The sequence below is a fragment of the Pediococcus inopinatus genome, from assembly GCF_002982135.1.
Taxonomy (GTDB): Bacteria; Bacillota; Bacilli; order Lactobacillales; family Lactobacillaceae; genus Pediococcus; species Pediococcus inopinatus.
Genome location: NZ_CP019981.1, coordinates 1,015,370 through 1,034,111 on the forward strand (window position 1 = coordinate 1,015,370; position 18,742 = coordinate 1,034,111).

16 protein-coding genes are annotated in these 18,742 nt (G+C 39.0%); 1 reads left to right on the forward strand and 15 read right to left on the reverse strand.

Annotated features, from left to right (window positions below; translation table 11 throughout):
* Window positions 1-88 precede the first annotated feature (88 nt).
* From tig to rpsO, 5 genes are all read right to left on the reverse strand, one after another.
* Entirely contained in the window at window positions 89-1,435 is a 1,347-nt protein-coding gene (gene tig, locus PI20285_RS05170; protein ID WP_057773611.1) for a trigger factor, read from the reverse strand.
* A 209-nt stretch (window positions 1,436-1,644) separates the two neighbouring features.
* Window positions 1,645-2,832, reverse strand: coding sequence for an elongation factor Tu (gene tuf / locus PI20285_RS05175; RefSeq protein WP_057773609.1), 1,188 nt, complete (start codon window positions 2,830-2,832; stop codon window positions 1,645-1,647).
* A gap of 189 nt (window positions 2,833-3,021) precedes the next feature.
* Window positions 3,022-3,945 carry a hypothetical protein gene (locus PI20285_RS05180; RefSeq protein WP_057773607.1) on the reverse strand — a complete coding sequence of 308 codons (924 nt, stop codon included), beginning with the start codon at window positions 3,943-3,945 and terminating at the stop codon, window positions 3,022-3,024.
* Between the two features lie 79 nt (window positions 3,946-4,024).
* Window positions 4,025-5,737 (reverse strand): ribonuclease J, encoded by a 1,713-nt coding sequence (locus tag PI20285_RS05185; protein WP_057773605.1) that lies wholly within the window; start codon window positions 5,735-5,737, stop codon window positions 4,025-4,027.
* A gap of 423 nt (window positions 5,738-6,160) precedes the next feature.
* Complete coding sequence (rpsO, locus tag PI20285_RS05190) at window positions 6,161-6,430, reverse strand: 30S ribosomal protein S15 (RefSeq protein WP_057773603.1); 270 nt, start codon at window positions 6,428-6,430, stop codon at window positions 6,161-6,163.
* 277 nt (window positions 6,431-6,707) lie between these two features.
* Between rpsO and rpsT the strand changes: the two genes are divergently transcribed.
* Entirely contained in the window at window positions 6,708-6,962 is a 255-nt protein-coding gene (gene rpsT, locus PI20285_RS05195; protein ID WP_057773602.1) for a 30S ribosomal protein S20, read from the forward strand.
* A 60-nt stretch (window positions 6,963-7,022) separates the two neighbouring features.
* Here rpsT and holA read toward each other — a convergent pair whose 3' ends face one another.
* From holA to PI20285_RS05245, 10 genes are all read right to left on the reverse strand, one after another.
* A complete protein-coding gene (gene holA, locus PI20285_RS05200) occupies window positions 7,023-8,060 on the reverse strand; it encodes a DNA polymerase III subunit delta (RefSeq protein ID WP_057773600.1) in 1,038 nt (345 codons plus the stop codon).
* Window positions 8,038-10,191: a DNA internalization-related competence protein ComEC/Rec2 gene (locus tag PI20285_RS05205; protein ID WP_057773597.1), complete on the reverse strand. Its 2,154-nt coding sequence runs from the start codon at window positions 10,189-10,191 to the stop codon at window positions 8,038-8,040. The genes holA and PI20285_RS05205 overlap by 23 nt, the downstream gene beginning before the upstream one ends.
* A 121-nt stretch (window positions 10,192-10,312) precedes the next feature.
* Window positions 10,313-10,795 carry a ComE operon protein 2 gene (locus PI20285_RS05210; protein ID WP_057773596.1) on the reverse strand — a complete coding sequence of 161 codons (483 nt, stop codon included), beginning with the start codon at window positions 10,793-10,795 and terminating at the stop codon, window positions 10,313-10,315.
* A gap of 48 nt (window positions 10,796-10,843) precedes the next feature.
* Window positions 10,844-11,611: a helix-hairpin-helix domain-containing protein gene (locus PI20285_RS05215; protein WP_057773594.1), complete on the reverse strand. Its 768-nt coding sequence runs from the start codon at window positions 11,609-11,611 to the stop codon at window positions 10,844-10,846.
* Between the two features lie 102 nt (window positions 11,612-11,713).
* Window positions 11,714-12,760, reverse strand: a complete 1,047-nt coding sequence (locus PI20285_RS05220; RefSeq protein WP_057773592.1) for a SepM family pheromone-processing serine protease — start codon at window positions 12,758-12,760, stop codon at window positions 11,714-11,716.
* Between the two features lie 12 nt (window positions 12,761-12,772).
* On the reverse strand, window positions 12,773-13,249 hold the full coding sequence (coaD, locus tag PI20285_RS05225; RefSeq protein WP_057773590.1) for a pantetheine-phosphate adenylyltransferase: 477 nt from the start codon (window positions 13,247-13,249) through the stop codon (window positions 12,773-12,775).
* On the reverse strand, window positions 13,250-13,813 hold the full coding sequence (gene rsmD, locus PI20285_RS05230; protein ID WP_057773588.1) for a 16S rRNA (guanine(966)-N(2))-methyltransferase RsmD: 564 nt from the start codon (window positions 13,811-13,813) through the stop codon (window positions 13,250-13,252).
* Between the two features lie 9 nt (window positions 13,814-13,822).
* Window positions 13,823-14,098, reverse strand: a complete 276-nt coding sequence (locus PI20285_RS05235; RefSeq protein ID WP_057773586.1) for a YlbG family protein — start codon at window positions 14,096-14,098, stop codon at window positions 13,823-13,825.
* Window positions 14,099-14,114: 16 nt separating this feature from the next.
* Window positions 14,115-17,546 carry a pyruvate carboxylase gene (locus PI20285_RS05240; protein WP_057773584.1) on the reverse strand — a complete coding sequence of 1,144 codons (3,432 nt, stop codon included), beginning with the start codon at window positions 17,544-17,546 and terminating at the stop codon, window positions 14,115-14,117.
* Window positions 17,547-17,561: 15 nt separating this feature from the next.
* Window positions 17,562-18,725, reverse strand: a complete 1,164-nt coding sequence (locus PI20285_RS05245; RefSeq protein WP_057773581.1) for an FtsW/RodA/SpoVE family cell cycle protein — start codon at window positions 18,723-18,725, stop codon at window positions 17,562-17,564.
* Window positions 18,726-18,742 lie beyond the last annotated feature (17 nt).

Consider the following 18,742-nt stretch of genomic DNA (forward strand, 5'->3'; position numbering starts at 1 on the left):
CCGTCATATTAAGCTAACAACTCGTTTTAAAAAAGAACCCAATCAAATAAACTGAATGGATTCTTTCTTTAAGCAAACTTAATTTGCTTTATTTAGTTTCAGCATCGTCAGTTTTGTCTGCATCTTTTGTTTCTTTTGCAGCCTTAGCTTTGCTTTCTTCTACAGCAGAATCCGTAATTACGGAAACAGCCTTTTTAACTGCGATATCATGCTTCAACATGTCTTCTGAAAGAGCCTTCTTAATGGCACTTTCTTCCATTCCATATTGTGAAGCCAAATCTTTAACTTCTGCAGCAACTTCCTCTTCAGTTGGGACAATCTTTTCAGCATCAACGATTGCTTCCAAAACCAAGTTAGTCTTAACTCGGTTTGCAGCGCCATCTGCTAATTGCTTCTTAAGATCGTCTTCAGATGTACCTGTGATCTTGTAGTAGGTCTTAGGATCGATTCCTTGTTGTTGCATGTTTGCAAGGTATTGATCAAGTTGACGTTGAACGTCTTCATCAATCATTGATTGAGGAATTTCTTTGACTTCAGCATTATCAACAGCCTTTTGAATAGCTTCGTCTTCTTTAGCTTGTGCAGCAGCTTCGTCTTTTTGTGCTTTCAATTCGTCATGTGTCTTTGCTTTTAATTCTTCCAAAGAATCAACTTCTTCGTCAACATCTTTAGCAAATTCATCATCTAAATCAGGAAGCTCTTTTGTTTTAATTTCATGGATTGTAACAGCAAAATCAGCTGCTTTGCCTTGAAGGTCTTCAGCATTGTAGTCATCTGGGAAAGTAACTTTAACATCTACTTTTTCATCAGATTTATGACCAACTAATTGTTCCTCAAAACCAGGAATGAATGAGTTTGAGCCAAGCTCCAAGTCATAGTTATCAGCTTTACCGCCATCAAATGGTTTGCCATCAACAGAACCTTCAAAGTCGATTGTAACAGTGTCGCCATTTTCAGCTGGTTTGTCTTCTTTTAAGACAAGTTCAGCTTGTTGTTCACGTTTCTTTTCAATGTCAGCGTCAACTTCTTTTGAAGTTACACGATGAGCTTGTTTGGCTACAGTTACACCCTTGTAGTCGCCAAGCTTAACATCAGGTTTAACGGTCACAACAGCCTTCAAAACCCAAGCCTTGCCTTTTTCCATGCTATCAACATCGATTTTAGGTTGGTCTACTGGTTCAATTTTTGCTTCTTCAATTGCAGCTTCATAAGCATCTGGTAAAACGATATTTAAAGCGTCTTCGTATAATGCTTCTTCACCATACATTTGGTTGAAAATTTGGCGTGGAACACGTCCCTTACGGAATCCAGGTACATTTAATTGTTTCCGTGTTTTTATAAAGGCTTTATCTAAACCTTCACTAATTTTATCAGTACTAATTTCGAAAGTTAATTCGCCATCATTAGCACCCTTTTTTTCCCATTTTGCAGTCATTAATTTTTCCCTCCGACAATAAAAAAGTAGTTTAACAATTACTATTGCATACGTGTACTAGTTTACCGTAACCGTTGCTAATTGTAAATGCTTATGTTCCTATATCACCCGTAAACTCTCAATAAATTACAAATATATCCGGAATTTTGGTTACAAAAAAAGACTCGGAACGAATCCCGAATCTTTTTTCTGTGTGAATTTGAAATTAATTAGTCATCAACTTCAGAAACGACACCAGCACCAACAGTATGTCCACCTTCACGAACAGTGAACTTGAGGCCTTTTTCAATAGCAACTGGTTCGATAAGTTCTACAGTAAATGTAACGTTATCACCAGGCATTACCATTTCAACGTTTTCAGGTAATTCAATTACACCTGTAACATCAGTTGTATGGAAGTAGAATTGAGGACGATAGTTTGAGAAGAATGGCGTATGACGGCCACCTTCTTCTTTTGTTAAGATATAGACCTCAGACTTGAACTTCTTGTGAGTCTGGATTGAACCAGGAGCTGCAAGAACTTGTCCACGGACAACTTGATCACGGTTAATACCACGAAGCAAGACACCAACGTTATCGCCGGCCTCACCTAAATCAAGAGTCTTACGGAACATTTCAAGACCAGTAACAGTTGACTTCAAAGGTTCGTCATTCAAACCAACGATTTCAACTTCATCACCGACTTTAACTTCACCACGATCAATACGACCAGAAGCAACAGTTCCACGACCAGTAATTGTGAAGACATCTTCAACAGGCATCAATAAAGGCTTGTCATTTTCACGTTTTGGTGTTGGGATATATTCATCAACAACATCCATTAAGTGAAGGATAACTTTTTCTTGTTCTGGATCGCCTTCAAGAGCCTTCAAAGCTGAACCACGGATTACAGGAATATCATCACCAGGATAATCGTATTCTGATAATAATTCACGGACTTCCATCTCAACTAAGTCAACTAATTCGTCATCATCAACTAAATCAGTCTTGTTTAAGAAGACAATAATGTAGTCAACACCAACTTGGTGAGCAAGTAAAATATGTTCACGAGTTTGTGGCATAGGACCATCAGTTGCAGCAACAACTAAGATGGCACCATCCATTTGTGCAGCACCAGTGATCATGTTCTTGATGTAATCAGCATGTCCTGGGGCATCAATATGTGCATAATGACGTTTTTCTGTCTCATATTCAACATGAGCAGTGTTGATTGTGATACCACGTTCACGTTCCTCTGGAGCAGCATCAATATCAGCATAATCTTCAGCCTTAGCTAAACCTTTTGCAGCTAAAACCTTTGTAATTGCTGCCGTTAAAGTAGTTTTTCCATGATCAATATGGCCAATTGTACCAATATTTACATGGGGTTTTGTTCTTTCGTAATGTTCTTTTGCCATTAATACGAACCTCCTGTATTTTTCGTAAGAATTACTCAGCCCTTGACGTGGCTGGATTCTTTAAAAACTATTATACTACATCCTCATAAAAAGGCCAAGTCTCACCTAAGAGAATCCTTAAACATTATATAAAGAACAACGTTATTTGTAAACCAATTAAGCTAAAAAAGTTTTATTATTTATAGCTTTTTACTTATTGTAATCGGTACCATCTAAAATTTGTTGGGTAAAATCTTTGAATTTTCTTTGCCATTTTTCTATTGATTGGGTGGCTTCTCCATCTTGATGAATCCGTCCGTAATACTCGTCCAGCCAGTATTCCACCCAACGATCCGGATCCGAAAAGACCTGGTCTGCAAACGGATAAACATAGCTTAAATACAAATCTTTTTCTTTTGAAATTCCGGTCAACATAATTGGATCTAGATTAGCCAATTTTTTTTGTAAAGAATCAGTTAATTTTTGATTGGCAGGATTATCCAAAATTCCCTTTAGATCATCGAGGACCACATCGTGATTTTGTTTATCCAACCAATAATAGCTAACCGTCCCCTGCTGTCCCATCAACACGACATTCTCCAAAACCGTCGCTCGAATTAATGGGTGCACAAAAGGATCCACGAAAATGAACTGAGCAGCTTGAAAATATTCAGTCGCCGGTAGTTGTTTAGCCGCTTCAAGTGCTTTGTTGGCTGCTACTATAGCTAAATCTCCTATATGATAGAATTTTTTCAATCTTTGTTTCAACGTTTGACTTTGCTCTCGAGCTTCACTTTCCGCGGTCATTAGTTTAGCCTCAAATTCTTGTAAATCTTCAAAATGATGTTTGTGAAGAACTCCTAAAAAACGATGAGCATCTAAAAAATCTTGGCAAGCCAACATTAAAGAAAAGTACAGCTCTCTTCCCTGTTCATCCTGCATATAAAAATCCACGGCATCATTTGCATATTTCAAGCCTTCCACATAGTGTTTCGTTTGAAATAAACTAAGCACAAAAAAATAATTTAATTTTGAATTGGTTTGAATTTCATCTAGATTTGGCTCAATTAGATTAAGGACCTTTTGCCAGTTTTCATCTGCCACGGCCTGCTTTATTTGCTCACTCTCAATCACATTTTCATCTCCTATAATTATCCTAAACCAAGAAACTGGCAATGCCATCTATCCTAGCATTACCAGTTTCGTTAATTCTCTACGCTTCTTTTGCAGGAGCTTTTTTTACTATTTTATGATGATGTTGATTAACTTCCATAATTACAGGAAGAATCACTGGGTGTCGTTTTGTTTGTTCAAACAAATAACGACTTATTTTTTCTCGAATATCTTGTTTCAAGTGACCCCAATCAAATTCTTTGTTATCAAGGTTATTTTGCACAGCTTCAGTAACAATGCTGCCACTCTTCTTCAAAATATCTTGGTCGGTATTATTAACGTAAACAAACCCCCGAGACGTCACTTTTGGTTCGCCAATAATCAGTTTCTTTTTGCGATCGATGGTTACAACCGCGATAAATATCCCGTCATCTGAAAGAATCTTTCGGTCTCTTAATACAATGTTACCAATGTCACCGACACCGATACCATCAATCATGGTGTCACCAACTTCAATTCCCTCACCTAAATGCATTTCATTATTCTTATATTCTAAGACATCGCCCTTTTGGGTTAAGAATATATGGTCATCTGCCATACCAACTTCACGAGCAAGCTGCGCATGAGTATTTAAAAGCCGATACTCTCCTTGAATTGGGATTAAGTATTTTGGATTCAAAAGATTAATCATCAGTTGTAAATCATTTTTGCTAGCATGACCAGAAGCATTCAAATCATCAGAAATCGCCTTAACTTCACCGCCAGCACGATAAATCATATTTTTCGTTTTCGCAACAGTGGTTTCCATTGCATGGGATGGCGTCGTTGTGATAAACACTAAATCTCCGGCTTCAATATGAACACCTTTGCCAGGATCGTTAGACATTTTTTGCAGAGCTTTAATTGGTTCGCCCATTTTGCCAGTCTCTAAAATAACCGTCCGGTCTTTGTCTAAACTAGCAAGTTTATTGAACGGCACAATAATATTTTCATCAGGCAAATGCAATTTATTTAAGCTTAGAGCTGTGTTTACAATTTTTTCCAAATCGTGACCAGTCAAAACAACTTTCCGATCAGATTGCGCAGCAGCGTCTAAAACCTGTTGAATCCGTAAAATATTCGAAGCTACTGAGGCCACCACAATACGTCCTTGATGGTACTTAAAAGTTTCCAGAATATAATTCGCGATATCTCGTTCATTAGTTGAAGGCTTGGGATTCTCATCATTTGCAGATTCGCTCAATAAAGCGAGGACACCATTTGCTCCAATTTGACCTAAACGACCAAAATCTGTTGCATATTCTGGTGAGGCCGTCTGATCAAATTTAAAGTCACCCGTGTAGACAATCTGCCCTTCTGGTGTTTTTAAAACAATGCCTAAAGACTCAGGGATTGAATGGGTTGTCCTAAAGAAACCAACTGTCACGTCACCAAAATCAATTTCCATTTTCTCGGTAACAATATGGAAATCACTAAATTGCTTTAATTTAGGATCTTTTTCAACGTTTAATTTAGCTAGTGCAATCGTCATTTCTGACCCAAATACAGGCACTGGAAATTTGTCTAAAAAGTAAGGCAATGCTCCAATCGCATCTGCGTGACCGTGGGTAAGGAAAACACCCACAATTTTGTCACTATGATCTTCCAAATACGAAAAATCAGGAATGACGACATCAATTCCTAATAACTCGTTTTCCGGGTACTTCAAGCCACAATCCAAAATATAAATGGCATCATTAACTTCAACGGCATACATATTTTTGCCATTCTCACGAACCCCACTGAATGGGATTATTTTAATACTATTACTCATTTATTCCACCTCAAAATTTTAATTACTTTCATTATTTTACTTGTCTATCTATCAAAATACTCTGATTTCTTAATAGCCTATGAAATTCATAAAATCTCATAGTTAAATTAAAACCCTAGAGTGTCATTTTAGATGAATTTTCGGTTGCCAAGTACAAATTCAATCAAACTCTATTTGTAACTTGTTTGAACTTATAAATTCTATCTACCTAACGAAACACACGCTTATTGTGTTTTTAAACTTTTTTCTGTCTCGACGTATAAACTGTTTTAAGTTTACCACATTTTATAGTAAGAGTTGCGTTTCAAGTATTTAAACATGAGAGAAACAAATGATTTTAGTCTATATTTTGATTTTTTATTGAAATGCTTCGAAATTTTGGGTACAAAAAAAGTGGGCGCCGAAGCTCCCACTTTTTTCTTTTTAACGACGTAAACCTAATGATTGGATCAAGTCACGATAACGTTTGATATCTGTACGACGTAAGTATGCTAATAAATTACGACGATGACCGATCTTCTTCATCAAACCACGTTGTGAATGAAAATCTTTTTTATGAACACTTAAATGTGCATTGATTTCATTAATATCTGCTGTTAAAACTGCAACCTGGACCTCTGTAGAACCAGTGTCACCATCTTTACGAGCATATTTCTTAATGATTTCAGTTTTCTTTTCTTGTGAAATTGCCATTTTTTTCACCCCTTTTTTTATATTGCCCGAAACTGGGTAATTCGTTGGTGTTTCGAAAAACCAAGTATGGGTTCGTGCGCTAGGCACATGTTATATCATACCTAATTCAAATCCAAAATACAAGTTTTACCTTAATTTAGGTCTGTAAAGCCCGCAAAAATCCAAGTTTTACCTATCAAGTAAAATTACTTGACGATTTTTTATTGCATTCAATTGCTGTCTTCTGTATAATAACACTTGTTGTAGTATTAATTTCAGATTAGTGGAGGTGAATCAAATGCCAGTTATTAAATCCGCAATGAAGCGTGTAAAGACTAATGAAAAAGCAGCTTTACGTAACCAATCACAAGTAAGTAATTTACGTTCAGCCGTTAAGAAGTTCGAAGCAGCTGCTGTTAATGGCGCTGACGATAAACAAGATTTATACCTTTCAGCAATTAGCAAACTTGACCAAGCCAAAACAAAAGGCTTAATCAAGGCTAACAAAGCCGCACGTACAAAATCACGTTTAACAAAACAACTTGCTAAATAATTTATGAATATTATAAAAGCCCAGGGATATTTTATCTCCGGGCTTTTATAATACCTATTTTTATGCAATCTTTTGATCAACAAATTGGAGTAAAAACAGCTCAAACAACAATTCGGGATCTTTTTGAGTAGATTTTAACTGTAAATCTAAATCTATCAAACCGGTGTATCCCATCGTCAGATCATTCATTGAAAAATGCCGACTAGTCTGCATTGCTAATTTAACTCGATATGGATGAACTTTTAAAGTTCCGGCAATGTCTCCTTGAGAGGATCCCTGATTCTGCAAAATTTTGACCTGTAATAATAAGCGAAATTGACTAACCAATACAGCATTGATTCGAAGTGGTTGTTCCTGTTGGGTGATCAAGCTTTGATAGATATCAATAGCTTGCTTTGAATTTTTCTGCAAAACTGCATTGCTCAAATCAAAAACATTTTGGTCCAAACTTTTTGAAACAAGTGCATCAACTGATTCAACTGTAATTGTTCGTTCCTTGACATTATATAACATCAATTTAGGCAACTCATTCATCATCTTGCTTAGATCAGAATCGGTTCGAAACAACAACTGTTCCAAGGCTTCTGAAGCAATCGAATATTGATTTTCTTCAAGTTTAGCTGTCACTAATTGACTGACTTGGTTTTGATTTAGATTGCCGATTTGGATTGTTATGGCTTGATTGTTGAGGGTTTTGACAATTTTCTTTCGCCCATCCAACTTCTCATAACTCGCAAGAAAGACTAAAACAGAGGTTTCAACTGGCCGATCTAAATAAGCCTGTAAACCATCAACATCATGAACCGGACCACCCTTATGTCGCTCAGCAGTTAAGAAATACGGATTCTTAACAAAAATAATGCGTCGCTCTCCAAAAAAAGGCGCGGAAGTTGCATCATCCAAAGCAGCTCCCAAGGGTGTGACTTCCATGTCGTAACTAGCCACATTCATCTCTCGTTCTTCTTCAGGCACAAGTTTTTGGAAGGCTTCTTGAATTTGCTGTTCAAGATAGTTTTCCTTTCCCAAAATTAAATACATGGAATCCACTTTGTGTGCAGTCAATCTTTTTAAAAGTTCAGTGTATTGGATCTTTTTCATAATTCCTCCGTACGAAACGCCAGTTTGTAAATCCTCGGTTTGTAAACCGATAACTGATCATCCCTTCTTCAATTGTTGATAACGATTGAATATCTAACTTCTTTAGCGTAGTTAGCGTTTCAGGGTTGGGATGACCATAATGATTATTTTTCCCCGCTGATATAACTCCAATTTTAACATGAATTTGCTTTAAATATTCTTCTGCAGAAGCAGTTTTACTGACATGATGTCCCAATTTAGCAATGGTTGCCTGTAGATTAGGATAAGTAGCAATAATATCTTTTTCTCCCGCCTGGTCCAAATCGCCACTAAAAATAAAAGTGTCAGATCCTAGCTTCCCCCACAGAGTCAGCGAATCATGGTTCTCACCTTTTCCTGCCACAAACGGATGGACAATCTCTAAAGGTAAGTTTTTTATTTTTTGCCCTGCTAGAACTGGCGTTACTTTAGCCCGCCCTAGAAAAGGCTGAACTTTTGATTGAAACCCACGGGAATTCTCCATTCCTTTTGGAATAACTACCTGTTCTACGGTCATTTTTGAGAGCAAAACTCCGGAATCTCCCACATGGTCCGCGTCTTGATGTGACAAACATAGCGTATTAATTCTAGCTATGCCCAGACTATGTAAATAATTTAAAACCGGTGGCAGATGCCTTTTAGGCGGGCCCTGCGCCCAATCTGGTTTTAGAAATCCTACTTTCCCGCCGGTATCAATAACCGTCACTGATCGATTAAACGGCGTCCGAATCATAATACTATCACCTTGTCCTACATCCACAAATGTTACTTCACCATGCAACGGAAAATGAATCCAAATAAATCCACCAAGGTAACAGGTTATTAGAGTAAAAGTAAAATATTTTTTTAAACGTGGAAAAGCAATCCAGCCTAATGACACCACCAATAAAATAACCGTAAACTCCAGTGACAATTTTCCAAAAACAATTTGTCCCGGCACATGACTCAATGCCGTCACTAAGTAATGAAACAGACTCAATCCTAGATTAAGCACTTTCGTTAATTGAGGAATAAACCAATAAGTAGCGGCACTTAATATCACAAGCGGCATCACAAAATTCGAGAAAATGGGAATGATCAAGAAATTAGCAAACGACGTCAGTAAATGCCATTGATACGTATGAAATAAGATAATGGGTAAACTCGCGATATTTAGAACCCAGGCCCGTTTAAAGGACGAATAATTACCAATGAAAATAAGCAAAAAGGACAATAGGTAACTAAGCTGACCACCCATACTTAAAATTACATACGGATCAAACATAAGATTTACTAACAGGGTCACACTCCACACGTTTAGTTGGACACGTTGTCTGCCGAGCTTTGTTCCAAGCATCCCCAATTCCGCCATCATAATGGAACGAAACAGACTGCCTGATCCACCCCCAATCACTAAAAACGCAGGGAGCAATAACAAAAGTAACAAGGATGTTGTTTCTTTTGTTATATACATTCGTAAGAAGAGGCGCCGTAATAACCAGCAAAAATAGAAAACATGGAGGCCTGATAAACTAAATAAATGCAACAGGCCAAGCGTTGTCACACCCTCCATATCCTCTGAAAATTCCTCGTCTTTAAAGCCAATCAAAAGACTTAGCGCGTAAGTTTTCATTAATTTAGGCAATTGCTCACAATATTTCCGCATGTTATTGCGTAGAATATGTAACCAATTTAGCACCCAAGTTAACGGATTGGTAGCCTTGTATTCCTGCCATCCTATAATAGTGGTCTTGCCTAATAAATTAGTAATTCCCTTGGAATAGCAATAAGTCCGATAATTAAATTGATTGAGATTGCCTGGTTGATCGATCGTTTGTAGCTGGCCGTTAACTGCCAGCTGAATCGGTCGGTTAATTTTTTCGAGCCGCTTTTTTTCTGCAGCCGATTTTAAATAGCCTGAAACTTGTAAATGATGCTTGTTAGCATCAGCTCCTGTAAATTGAAAATAGTCACCCTGACATTTGATCTCGTCCGGTTGAACTAAGATTGTTCCTCGCCAGTCTGCTTGATTGAGCTGAATTCTATTAGTCAGCACAACCTTATGGCCTACAAAAAGTAAGCTCATTCCAATTCCTGCTAAAATCGTGTAAACGGCAATTCGCTTACTATGCAAACAAAAAATCCGAAAAATCCAATAACTCGTAAAAATTAAGAAAAACCATAATTTACTAGTAATTACAGCATCGAGAAGAATAGCTAAAACCGCAATAAAAATCCACGGGAAAGGTTCGCGATTAGTCTTGATTAAGAACTTTTTCCATCGAAATGGCAGCTATTTCGTCATCAGTAAATTTAACGTGTTGTACTTCAATGTGCATTCGTTTTAAAAGGCTCATGGCATAGGGATCATTATGATAATTACGTAAATAATGAATTTTTTTAATCCCTGCTTGAAGGATCATTTTGGTACATTGTAGACAAGGAAAATCAGTCACATAAATTTCAGCACCTTCAGTAGCCGCGCCAAATTTGGCACACTGCAAGATAGCATTCATTTCCGCATGGATCGTCCTAACACAATGCCCATCTACTAAATAACATCCTTCATCAATACAATGTGTGTCTCCAGCAACGGATCCGTTGTATCCCCCGGCAATGATGCGTTTGTCTCGCACAATGGTTGCTCCAACAGAAAGTCGATTACAAGTACTTCTTAAGGATAGTAATGCAGCTTGCGTCATGAAATATTGATCCCACGGAATTCTTTTATCACTCATAATGATTTTTCCTCCCTTTTAGTAAAATATACAATACCCTATTATAACCTACACACTCAATTGTGGCTTTAAAGCCTCAAATGTTTTATCGCCAATTCCCTGCACTTCTTTTAATTCCTCAACACCTTTAAATTTACCATGTGCTTCTCGATACTGAATAATCTGGTCTGCCTTCTTTTCGCCGACTCCAGTCAATGTTTGTAATTGTTCTTTAGTGGCACTATTCAAATTCACTGTCCCGTTGCCGGCAGCTGCTCCTCCTGCACTTGTTGCAGACGTCGAACTATCACTTATTTCCCCAGCACTGTTAGCCGCACCAGATGAGGCGCTTCCCGCGAATTCTTCAACTACTTCCGTATCAACCGTTCCTGTAGCTGCCCCTTTGATCTCACCGCGAATTGGGACATAGATTACTTGCTGATCTGTTAACCGCTGTGCCAAATTAATGTGCTTTCGATCTGCAGTTTTTTGCATCCCACCTGCTAAATTAATCGCATCATCTACCCGCATAGAAGTTTTTACTTTAAAAATGCCAGGATGTTTAACTGCTCCTTTAACGTCCACATAAATTACTTGGCTACTAGAAGCCACAGTTGATCCTGTATTTGTCGTTGCCGGCGCTACTTCCGAACTACTAGCACTACTTGAAAAACTTTGCGTGCCTGATGACTCTTGGCTGCTATTCATGGTCATCGCATCTGATTGGCCTGTTGAGGTTCTTTTTCCTAATAAGATAAAAGCTCCGATCGCAATCACTGCCACGCCAGCACCAATAATAATATATTTTTTATAATTCTCCCAAATTTCTTCGATCACAGTCGTTCATCCCCCTCTTTAAGAAGATACGACAAAAAAAGAGATTTTTTTTATTTATTATCGCTTTTCGATAACTTTTAAAAAAATCTCTTCATAACCTATTTAATTATGCGTTTCTAGATACTTTACCGCATCGCTAAAGTTTTTTACAGGCACCACTTTTAAATTTGGTGCAACTTTTTTAGCGGTCTTTTTAGCTAATTGATAATTTGTGAGATGATCTGGTTCATACTTTTCCACTAATTTCGTCGGTTTCACATAAGGCGCAAAGAAAATTGTGGCACCTGCCTTTTTGGCAGCAACAATTTTCTTATCAATCCCACCAATTTCACCCACGGTCCCATCTGTGGCAATTGTTCCGGTTCCAGCAATGTTACGCCCTTTACGCAAATTTTTCTGAGTTAACTGACTATATATTTGTAAAGTGAACATCAAGCCAGCCGAGGGGCCTTCAACACCATGGGAATCAATGGAAACAGGAACTTTAGTGGTAACTTTGTTATTATCAGTTAAGCCAATGCCGATCCCAGGTTTCCCCGTTGATAATTTAACGAGCTTTCCAGAAGTAGTCTTTATCTTACCATTATGCTGATAAGTGATTGTCAGTCGATCTCCAACTTTTTGACTACTAATTTTTTTCACGGCATCCTCAGCGCTAACCAACCGTTGGCCATTAACTTTAGTAATCGTGTCACCAACTTTTAGGGCATTTTTAAACTGCGAATTTTTCTCGATTTCAAGCACATAAATTCCTTTAAACTGAACCTTAACTTCCTGATGGGCCTGTTTATACGCCACATAAATCGCTTGGTTTACCGCACTCTTCATATAAAAAGTTTGGACTTTATTATACGTTGCATTATTTTGATTACCCGTTATTTCACTAACGGAGGCCACTTCATAATTTGGCATCAGTTTGGCATAAATATATAGTGCCGGTGTGCCTTGCGCAATCGAAACTGTCGTCATCCGGAAACTACCTTTTTGGGTATCTTTTTGATGATTGACCCGCACATACGGGCTCAATTGGTCCGCCGTTCCGGGACCCTCTACATAAAAAGGTAACGGTAAGAACAAAAGGACTAATAAAACAACGACTCCGACAAGAAAGGGCCAAATCCTTTTTAAAAATTTACGTAATTTCTGCAAACGACATCATCCCTACTTAAATTTAGCTTTTAATGGTTCACTGACATTTTGGGGAACAAACTGCGAAACGTCGCCACCCATTTTGGCAATTTCTTTGATAATACTTGAAGCAACATACGTATCCTGAGGCCGGGCCATCAAAAAAATCGTCTCGACTTTTTTATCCATCTGATGATTCATTTGGGCAATCTGACGTTCATACCGATAATCAGCTTCATCCCGCAATCCCCGAACAAGGGTGGTGGCACCTAACTTTTTAAATAAATTCACAGTCAGCCCTTGCATCGTCACTACCCGAACATTGGGCAGTGAGTCAACCGCTTCTTTAATCAGAGTAACTTTTTCGTCTGTACTAAACAACGCCGTTTTACTGGTATTAATGCCCACTGCGACTACTAATTCATCAAATAGCTGACTTCCGCGTTTAATGATATCAAGATGGCCATTTGTCAGGGGATCAAAACTCCCGGGAAAAATTGCAATTTTCATTTACTCACCCACTTCGTCAAATTGGTAAATGCTCACTTCTGTAATGCCATAATCCTGGCGCTTCCAAAGTTTAAAGTTTGGCAACGTCTCTGGCAGCTTCGCAAATTGATCAGTTTCGCAAACCAAAATGGCACCGGCGTTTAGCAAGCTTAGGCTTACCATTTTTGCCATATTTTGGGTAATTTTTTGTAATTTATAAGGCGGATCTAAAAATACTAAATCAAATTTTTTCCCTTGGTCTGCTAAAATATTCAGAGCAATTTTGGCATCCTGGCGAATAATTTTGAACTGGTCATCAGCCTTCGTCACCTTGAAATTTTCTTCAATTGTTTGGATGGCCTGCCACTGCTTATCAACCAGCACGGCAGTATCAATTCCGCGAGAAACAGCCTCAATACTTAATCCACCACTTCCAGCAAACAAGTCTAATGACATCCCCCCATCAAAATAGGGTCCAATCATATTAAAAATGGATTCCTTCACTTTATCCGTAGTTGGACGCGTCTTTACTCCTGGAACTGCCTTTAGTCGGCGGCCCCCAAAATCTCCAGATACAACTCGCATTTATCTCACCTAATCTTCGTTTGTTCGTTTATAGTCTGTACTTTCGGCATCATCATAGTTGGTTCTCAAGGCTGCGCGCGGTGAAATTTCGGCGCGTTTCACACTAGAGAGCTTGCCAATCGCTGTACAAGCTTGCTCTGCCTTATCTTGATCTGTATACAATACGGCATACTTCATGCTCTTTGAAACGAAATATAAAATACCAAATTTTTTTAACTGCTTTACTTGGCGCATATTACCTAAAGTAACGATAATGCTTTCTCGCGGCTGAAGTTTAAATTCCATCAAAAAGCCTCCTAGATTACAATTTTTGTGGCGCAATTTCAATCAATAAATCATTTGTGTCCACAACGTCACCGGCCGACACATAAATGTGTTTAATCACACAGTCAAACGGCGCTTGAATTGTCGTTTCCATTTTCATGGCTTCAGTAACCAATAAATTAGTCCCTTTACTGATTTTATCTCCTGCTGCCACGCTCACACTCAGTACGGAGCCACTCATCGTCGCCCCAATTTCATTACTATTGGTTGGTTCAGCTTTTCGTTTGGTGATCGCTGTTTCGTGAATACTTAAATCGCGCACCACAATATCTTGTTTACGCCCATTGACTTCGAAATACAACGTCCGGCGCCCTTGTTCATCTACTTCACCGATTTGATTAAGTTTGATAATCAAATGCACGCCGTGATGCACTTCCACGTCAACTGTTTCCCCACGCCGAATTCCTTGGAAAAACGTTGGTGTATCTAGTTGCGTCACAGGCCCCGAGGTCTCTTCAAACTTATCAAAGTCTTCGAAAACTTTCGGGTAAAGAATCGCACTAATTACCTCTTCTGGAGTAGTCTCTCGTTTCAATTTTTTATCTAACACTTTTTTAAACGCCACAAAATCAACTGGTTTCGCTAAACTACCTGGGCGCACGCTAATGGCAAGCTGATTTTTCAAAACTAATTTTTGCAGTTGTTTAGGAAACCCATTTACAGGTTGGCCTAAATTGCCCGCAAAGAAATCAACGACCGATTTAGGAAAATCAAGGTGCTCACCCTGTTCCAGAATTGCATCTGGTGTAAGTCCATTTTCAACCATGAAGAGCGCCATATCACCCACAACTTTAGAGCTAGGCGTTACCTTGATAATATCACCAAATAGCTGATTAACCTGACGATACGCACGTTTAACGTCTTCAAAGCGCCCTTTTAATCCGAAGGCCTGCGCTTGTTGTTGTAAATTAGAATACTGGCCACCTGGCATTTGCGTTTGATAAATATCAGTCTGAGAACCGGTCATCCCGTTTTCAAAATCTTGATAAAACGGTCGAACCCCTTTCCAGTAGCGATTAATTTCTTCCACGTTTTGGCTATTAATCGTTGGCTGGCGTTTCGTTCCAGCCATTGCATAGTACAGACTGCTCATACTTGGTTGACTAGTTGTTCCTGACAAACTACTTGCGGCAACATCAACAATATCGACACCAGCCTTAGCAGCACTCAAGTAGGTTGCAATGCCGTTCCCCGTTGTGTCATGGGTGTGCAAATGAATGGGAATTGTCAGAGTTTCTTTCAACGTGCTAATTAAGCGATAGGCAGCTTCTGGCTTTAATACACCTGCCATATCTTTGATTGCTAGCATCTGTGCACCAGCTTGTTCTAATTCTTTTGCCAAATCGGTGTAGTATTTTAACGTGTACGTTTGCTGGTGACCATCCAAAATATCGCCGGTATAACACATCGTTGCTTCTGCAATTTTTTCAGTGTCCCGGACCGCCTGAATACTTGTTTCCAGCTGTGGTACCCAGTTTAAACTATCAAAAATCCGAAAAACATCAATGCCATTTTTGGCAGCCAGTTGAATAAATTCCTGAATAACATTATCCGGATAGTTTTGATAACCGACCGCATTACTCCCACGGAAAAGCATTTGTAACAGTGTGTGAGGCATCCGTTTTCTTAATTCATGGAGCCGAACCCAGGGATCTTCATGCAAGAATCTGTAGGCAACATCGAAAGTTGCGCCACCCCAAGCTTCAGCAGAAAACAACTGGGGAATTCCCCGGTCAATCTGATTGGCAATCGGCAACATATCGTGCGTTCGCATACGCGTTGCAAATAGACTCTGATGAGCATCTCGCAATGTGGTATCAGTCAACAATAATTGTTCCTGATCCGCAATCCAATTTTGAAGCCCCACAGCCCCTTTTGAGTCCAAAATATCTTTGCCGGTTTCCACAGTTTGCGGGATAAGCTGAATTTTTTCTAAAGCCTCCGGATAATATTTCTTTTCGTGCCGTTGGACACCATCCGTGCCATTCACAGTTACCTTACTAATGTAGGTAAGCAATTTATTGGTTGGGTTCATGTCACTAGCAACTTCAAAAAGCTCTGGTGTTTCATCAATAAACGTGGTCGTTGCTTCTCCAGATTGGAAAACAGGATGACTGATCACATTTTTTAAAAAGCCAATGTTTGTGTGAACACCGCTAATCATGAATTCGTCTAAAACTCGGAGCATTTTTTTAGCCGTATTCTTAAAATTGCTGTCATGGACACAAACTTTCACTAATAAAGAATCAAAGAATGGTGTGATAACCGCACCGGTATAGGCATTTCCGACATCCAAGCGGACCCCATTACCACCGGGAGAACGATAGGTTTCAATTGTTCCGGTATCCGGCATAAAATTCTTAGTCGGATCTTCAGTCGTGATCCGGCATTGAATGGCAGCCCCTTGATACGTTAAATCTTTTTGTTGAGGAAAATGAAGATCTGTAAATAAGTTTTTGCCTTGCGCAATTAAAATTTGAGATTGAACAATATCACGATCGGTAATCAATTCCGTCACAGTATGTTCTACCTGCACCCGGGGGTTCACTTCCACAAAGTAAAACTGATCCTTCTCCACTAAAAACTCCACCGTCGCCGCGTTTACATAATTAACCGACTGCATTAATCGGACCGCAGCATCACAAATGCGTTTTCGTAAAGCTTCAGGTAACGTCACACTTGGGGCAATTTCTACGACTTTTTGATTACGGCGTTGTACTGAGCAATCGCGCTCAAATAAATGCAAAACATTGTCAAATTGATCAGCTAGAATTTGCACTTCAATGTGTTTGGGTGATTGTAAATATTTTTCTAAGTACATCTCATCGCTACCAAATGACTGCATGGCTTCACTTTTGGCACGCTCATAGCTTTCTTTCAGCTCTGATGGCTCACGGACAATTCGCATGCCGCGGCCACCGCCACCCAAAGCGGCCTTCAACATAATCGGATAGCCGTGTTTCTTAGCAAAAGCTTGGACTTGTGCAAAACTAGCCACTGGATCTTTAGTCCCAGGGATCGTAGCAATTTCCGCTTTTTCTGCAACTGATTTAGCTTCTAGTTTATCGCCAAACATATGTAAATGGGCCACTTTCGGCCCGACAAAAGTTAATCCTTCTTCTTCACAACGACGCGCAAACTCTTCATTTTCCGATAAAAAACCATAACCAGGATGAATGGCATCCACGTCATTTTCTTTCGCAATTCGAATAATATCTTCAATATCTAAATAGGCTTCAACTGGCTTTTTACCAGCGCCTACCAGATAAGCTTCATCCGCTTTGAAACGATGCACCGAAAGCGCATCTTCCTTGGCAAAAATGGCCACTGTTTGTAGAGATAGTTCCTTACAAGCACGAAAAATTCGCGTGGCAATTTCGCCGCGATTAGCTACCAAAACTTTTTTCATGAGTACCCCTCCAAACTAATTTTCTTTAATTAATTGTAAAGTTGCAACGCGTTCTCTTTGAACACTTGCACTAATATTTAGAATAATCCCCATCGCTACTGACAAGACCAACATACTTGATCCCCCATAGCTAATGAAGGGAAAAGTGACTCCGGTAATCGGTAAAATTCCGGTAACCCCACCGATATTGAAGACCGTTTGGACTGTCAAATAAGTTGCAATTCCGTAACAAACGAGCGTTTCATACATCTGCTGCGCATGAATACCAAGCCAGATTGTCCGGCCTACAATCACCAGCAACAAAATTAGAATCAAACTAACGGTAACCAACCCGAGTTCTTCAGAAACTACCGCCATAATAAAGTCGGTATTAGCTTCTGGTAAGTACCCCTTTTTTTGGATACTATTTCCTAGTCCAACTCCAAAAACGCCCCCGTTACCCAAAGCATAATAGGAATTCACCAGTTGATTGCCGGCACCTTTCGCTAATTCAAATGGATGCGCAAAACCAACAATTCTTTGGAGCATATAATTTTTTGTATTGACATTAATCCGCGATAGTAAGGGTAAAATCACAAACATAAATCCGGAAACACCTAACAAAATTGTGCCAATTCCCTTGCGATAATCAATGCCACTGGCAAAGAAGATGATTAGAGCAATCGCAAAATTGATCGTGGCCCCACCCATATCGTGTTGTAGGAAAATGGCCAGTACAAACACAAAAACCATTGTTAACGGAGCGCGATAGTATTTCTTAGGATCCGCCGTTAGTCTGTCATTATGTTTGGAAAGCATATCAGCTAAATAAAGGGTCAAAAAGACCTTGGCCACTTCGGCTGGCTGGATGTTAACTGGTCCAAGCGAAATCCACCCTTTGGCACCATTAATTTCGGTTCCAAAAAAGATCAAATAAATAAATGAAAACAGCATGAGGACCGCAAATATTTTAAGGAAAGTCGGGCTTCGCAATTTGCTTAGTTTTAAGCTAAACACAATTCCAGCCACTAATATTCCTACCATTGTATAAGCCATCTGCCGAAAAAGATAACTGGTCGCGCGAATACCATTAATAATATAGTAATCAGCACTTGAAGAATACACCATGATAATCCCAAAGACGCATAGAACGATGTACGGAACTAAAATAAAATAATCTAAATTTCTCAACTTCTTCATTAAAAAGAACCCACCTT

What these genes read in the sequence shown, in the direction of transcription:
- coaD (WP_057773590.1), bottom strand. Translation starts at nt 13,249, where the DNA reads ATGAAAATTGCAATTTTTCCCGGGAGTTTTGATCCCCTGACAAATGGC.
- tuf (WP_057773609.1), bottom strand. Translation starts at nt 2,832, where the DNA reads ATGGCAAAAGAACATTACGAAAGAACAAAACCCCATGTAAATATTGGT.
- PI20285_RS05240 (WP_057773584.1), bottom strand. Translation starts at nt 17,546, where the DNA reads ATGAAAAAAGTTTTGGTAGCTAATCGCGGCGAAATTGCCACGCGAATT.
- rpsO (WP_057773603.1), bottom strand. Translation starts at nt 6,430, where the DNA reads ATGGCAATTTCACAAGAAAAGAAAACTGAAATCATTAAGAAATATGCT.
- PI20285_RS05185 (WP_057773605.1), bottom strand. Translation starts at nt 5,737, where the DNA reads ATGAGTAATAGTATTAAAATAATCCCATTCAGTGGGGTTCGTGAGAAT.
- holA (WP_057773600.1), bottom strand. Translation starts at nt 8,060, where the DNA reads ATGAAAAAGATCCAATACACTGAACTTTTAAAAAGATTGACTGCACAC.
- rsmD (WP_057773588.1), bottom strand. Translation starts at nt 13,813, where the DNA reads ATGCGAGTTGTATCTGGAGATTTTGGGGGCCGCCGACTAAAGGCAGTT.
- tig (WP_057773611.1), bottom strand. Translation starts at nt 1,435, where the DNA reads ATGACTGCAAAATGGGAAAAAAAGGGTGCTAATGATGGCGAATTAACT.
- PI20285_RS05245 (WP_057773581.1), bottom strand. Translation starts at nt 18,725, where the DNA reads ATGAAGAAGTTGAGAAATTTAGATTATTTTATTTTAGTTCCGTACATC.
- PI20285_RS05210 (WP_057773596.1), bottom strand. Translation starts at nt 10,795, where the DNA reads ATGAGTGATAAAAGAATTCCGTGGGATCAATATTTCATGACGCAAGCT.
- PI20285_RS05235 (WP_057773586.1), bottom strand. Translation starts at nt 14,098, where the DNA reads ATGGAATTTAAACTTCAGCCGCGAGAAAGCATTATCGTTACTTTAGGT.
- rpsT (WP_057773602.1), top strand. Translation starts at nt 6,708, where the DNA reads ATGCCAGTTATTAAATCCGCAATGAAGCGTGTAAAGACTAATGAAAAA.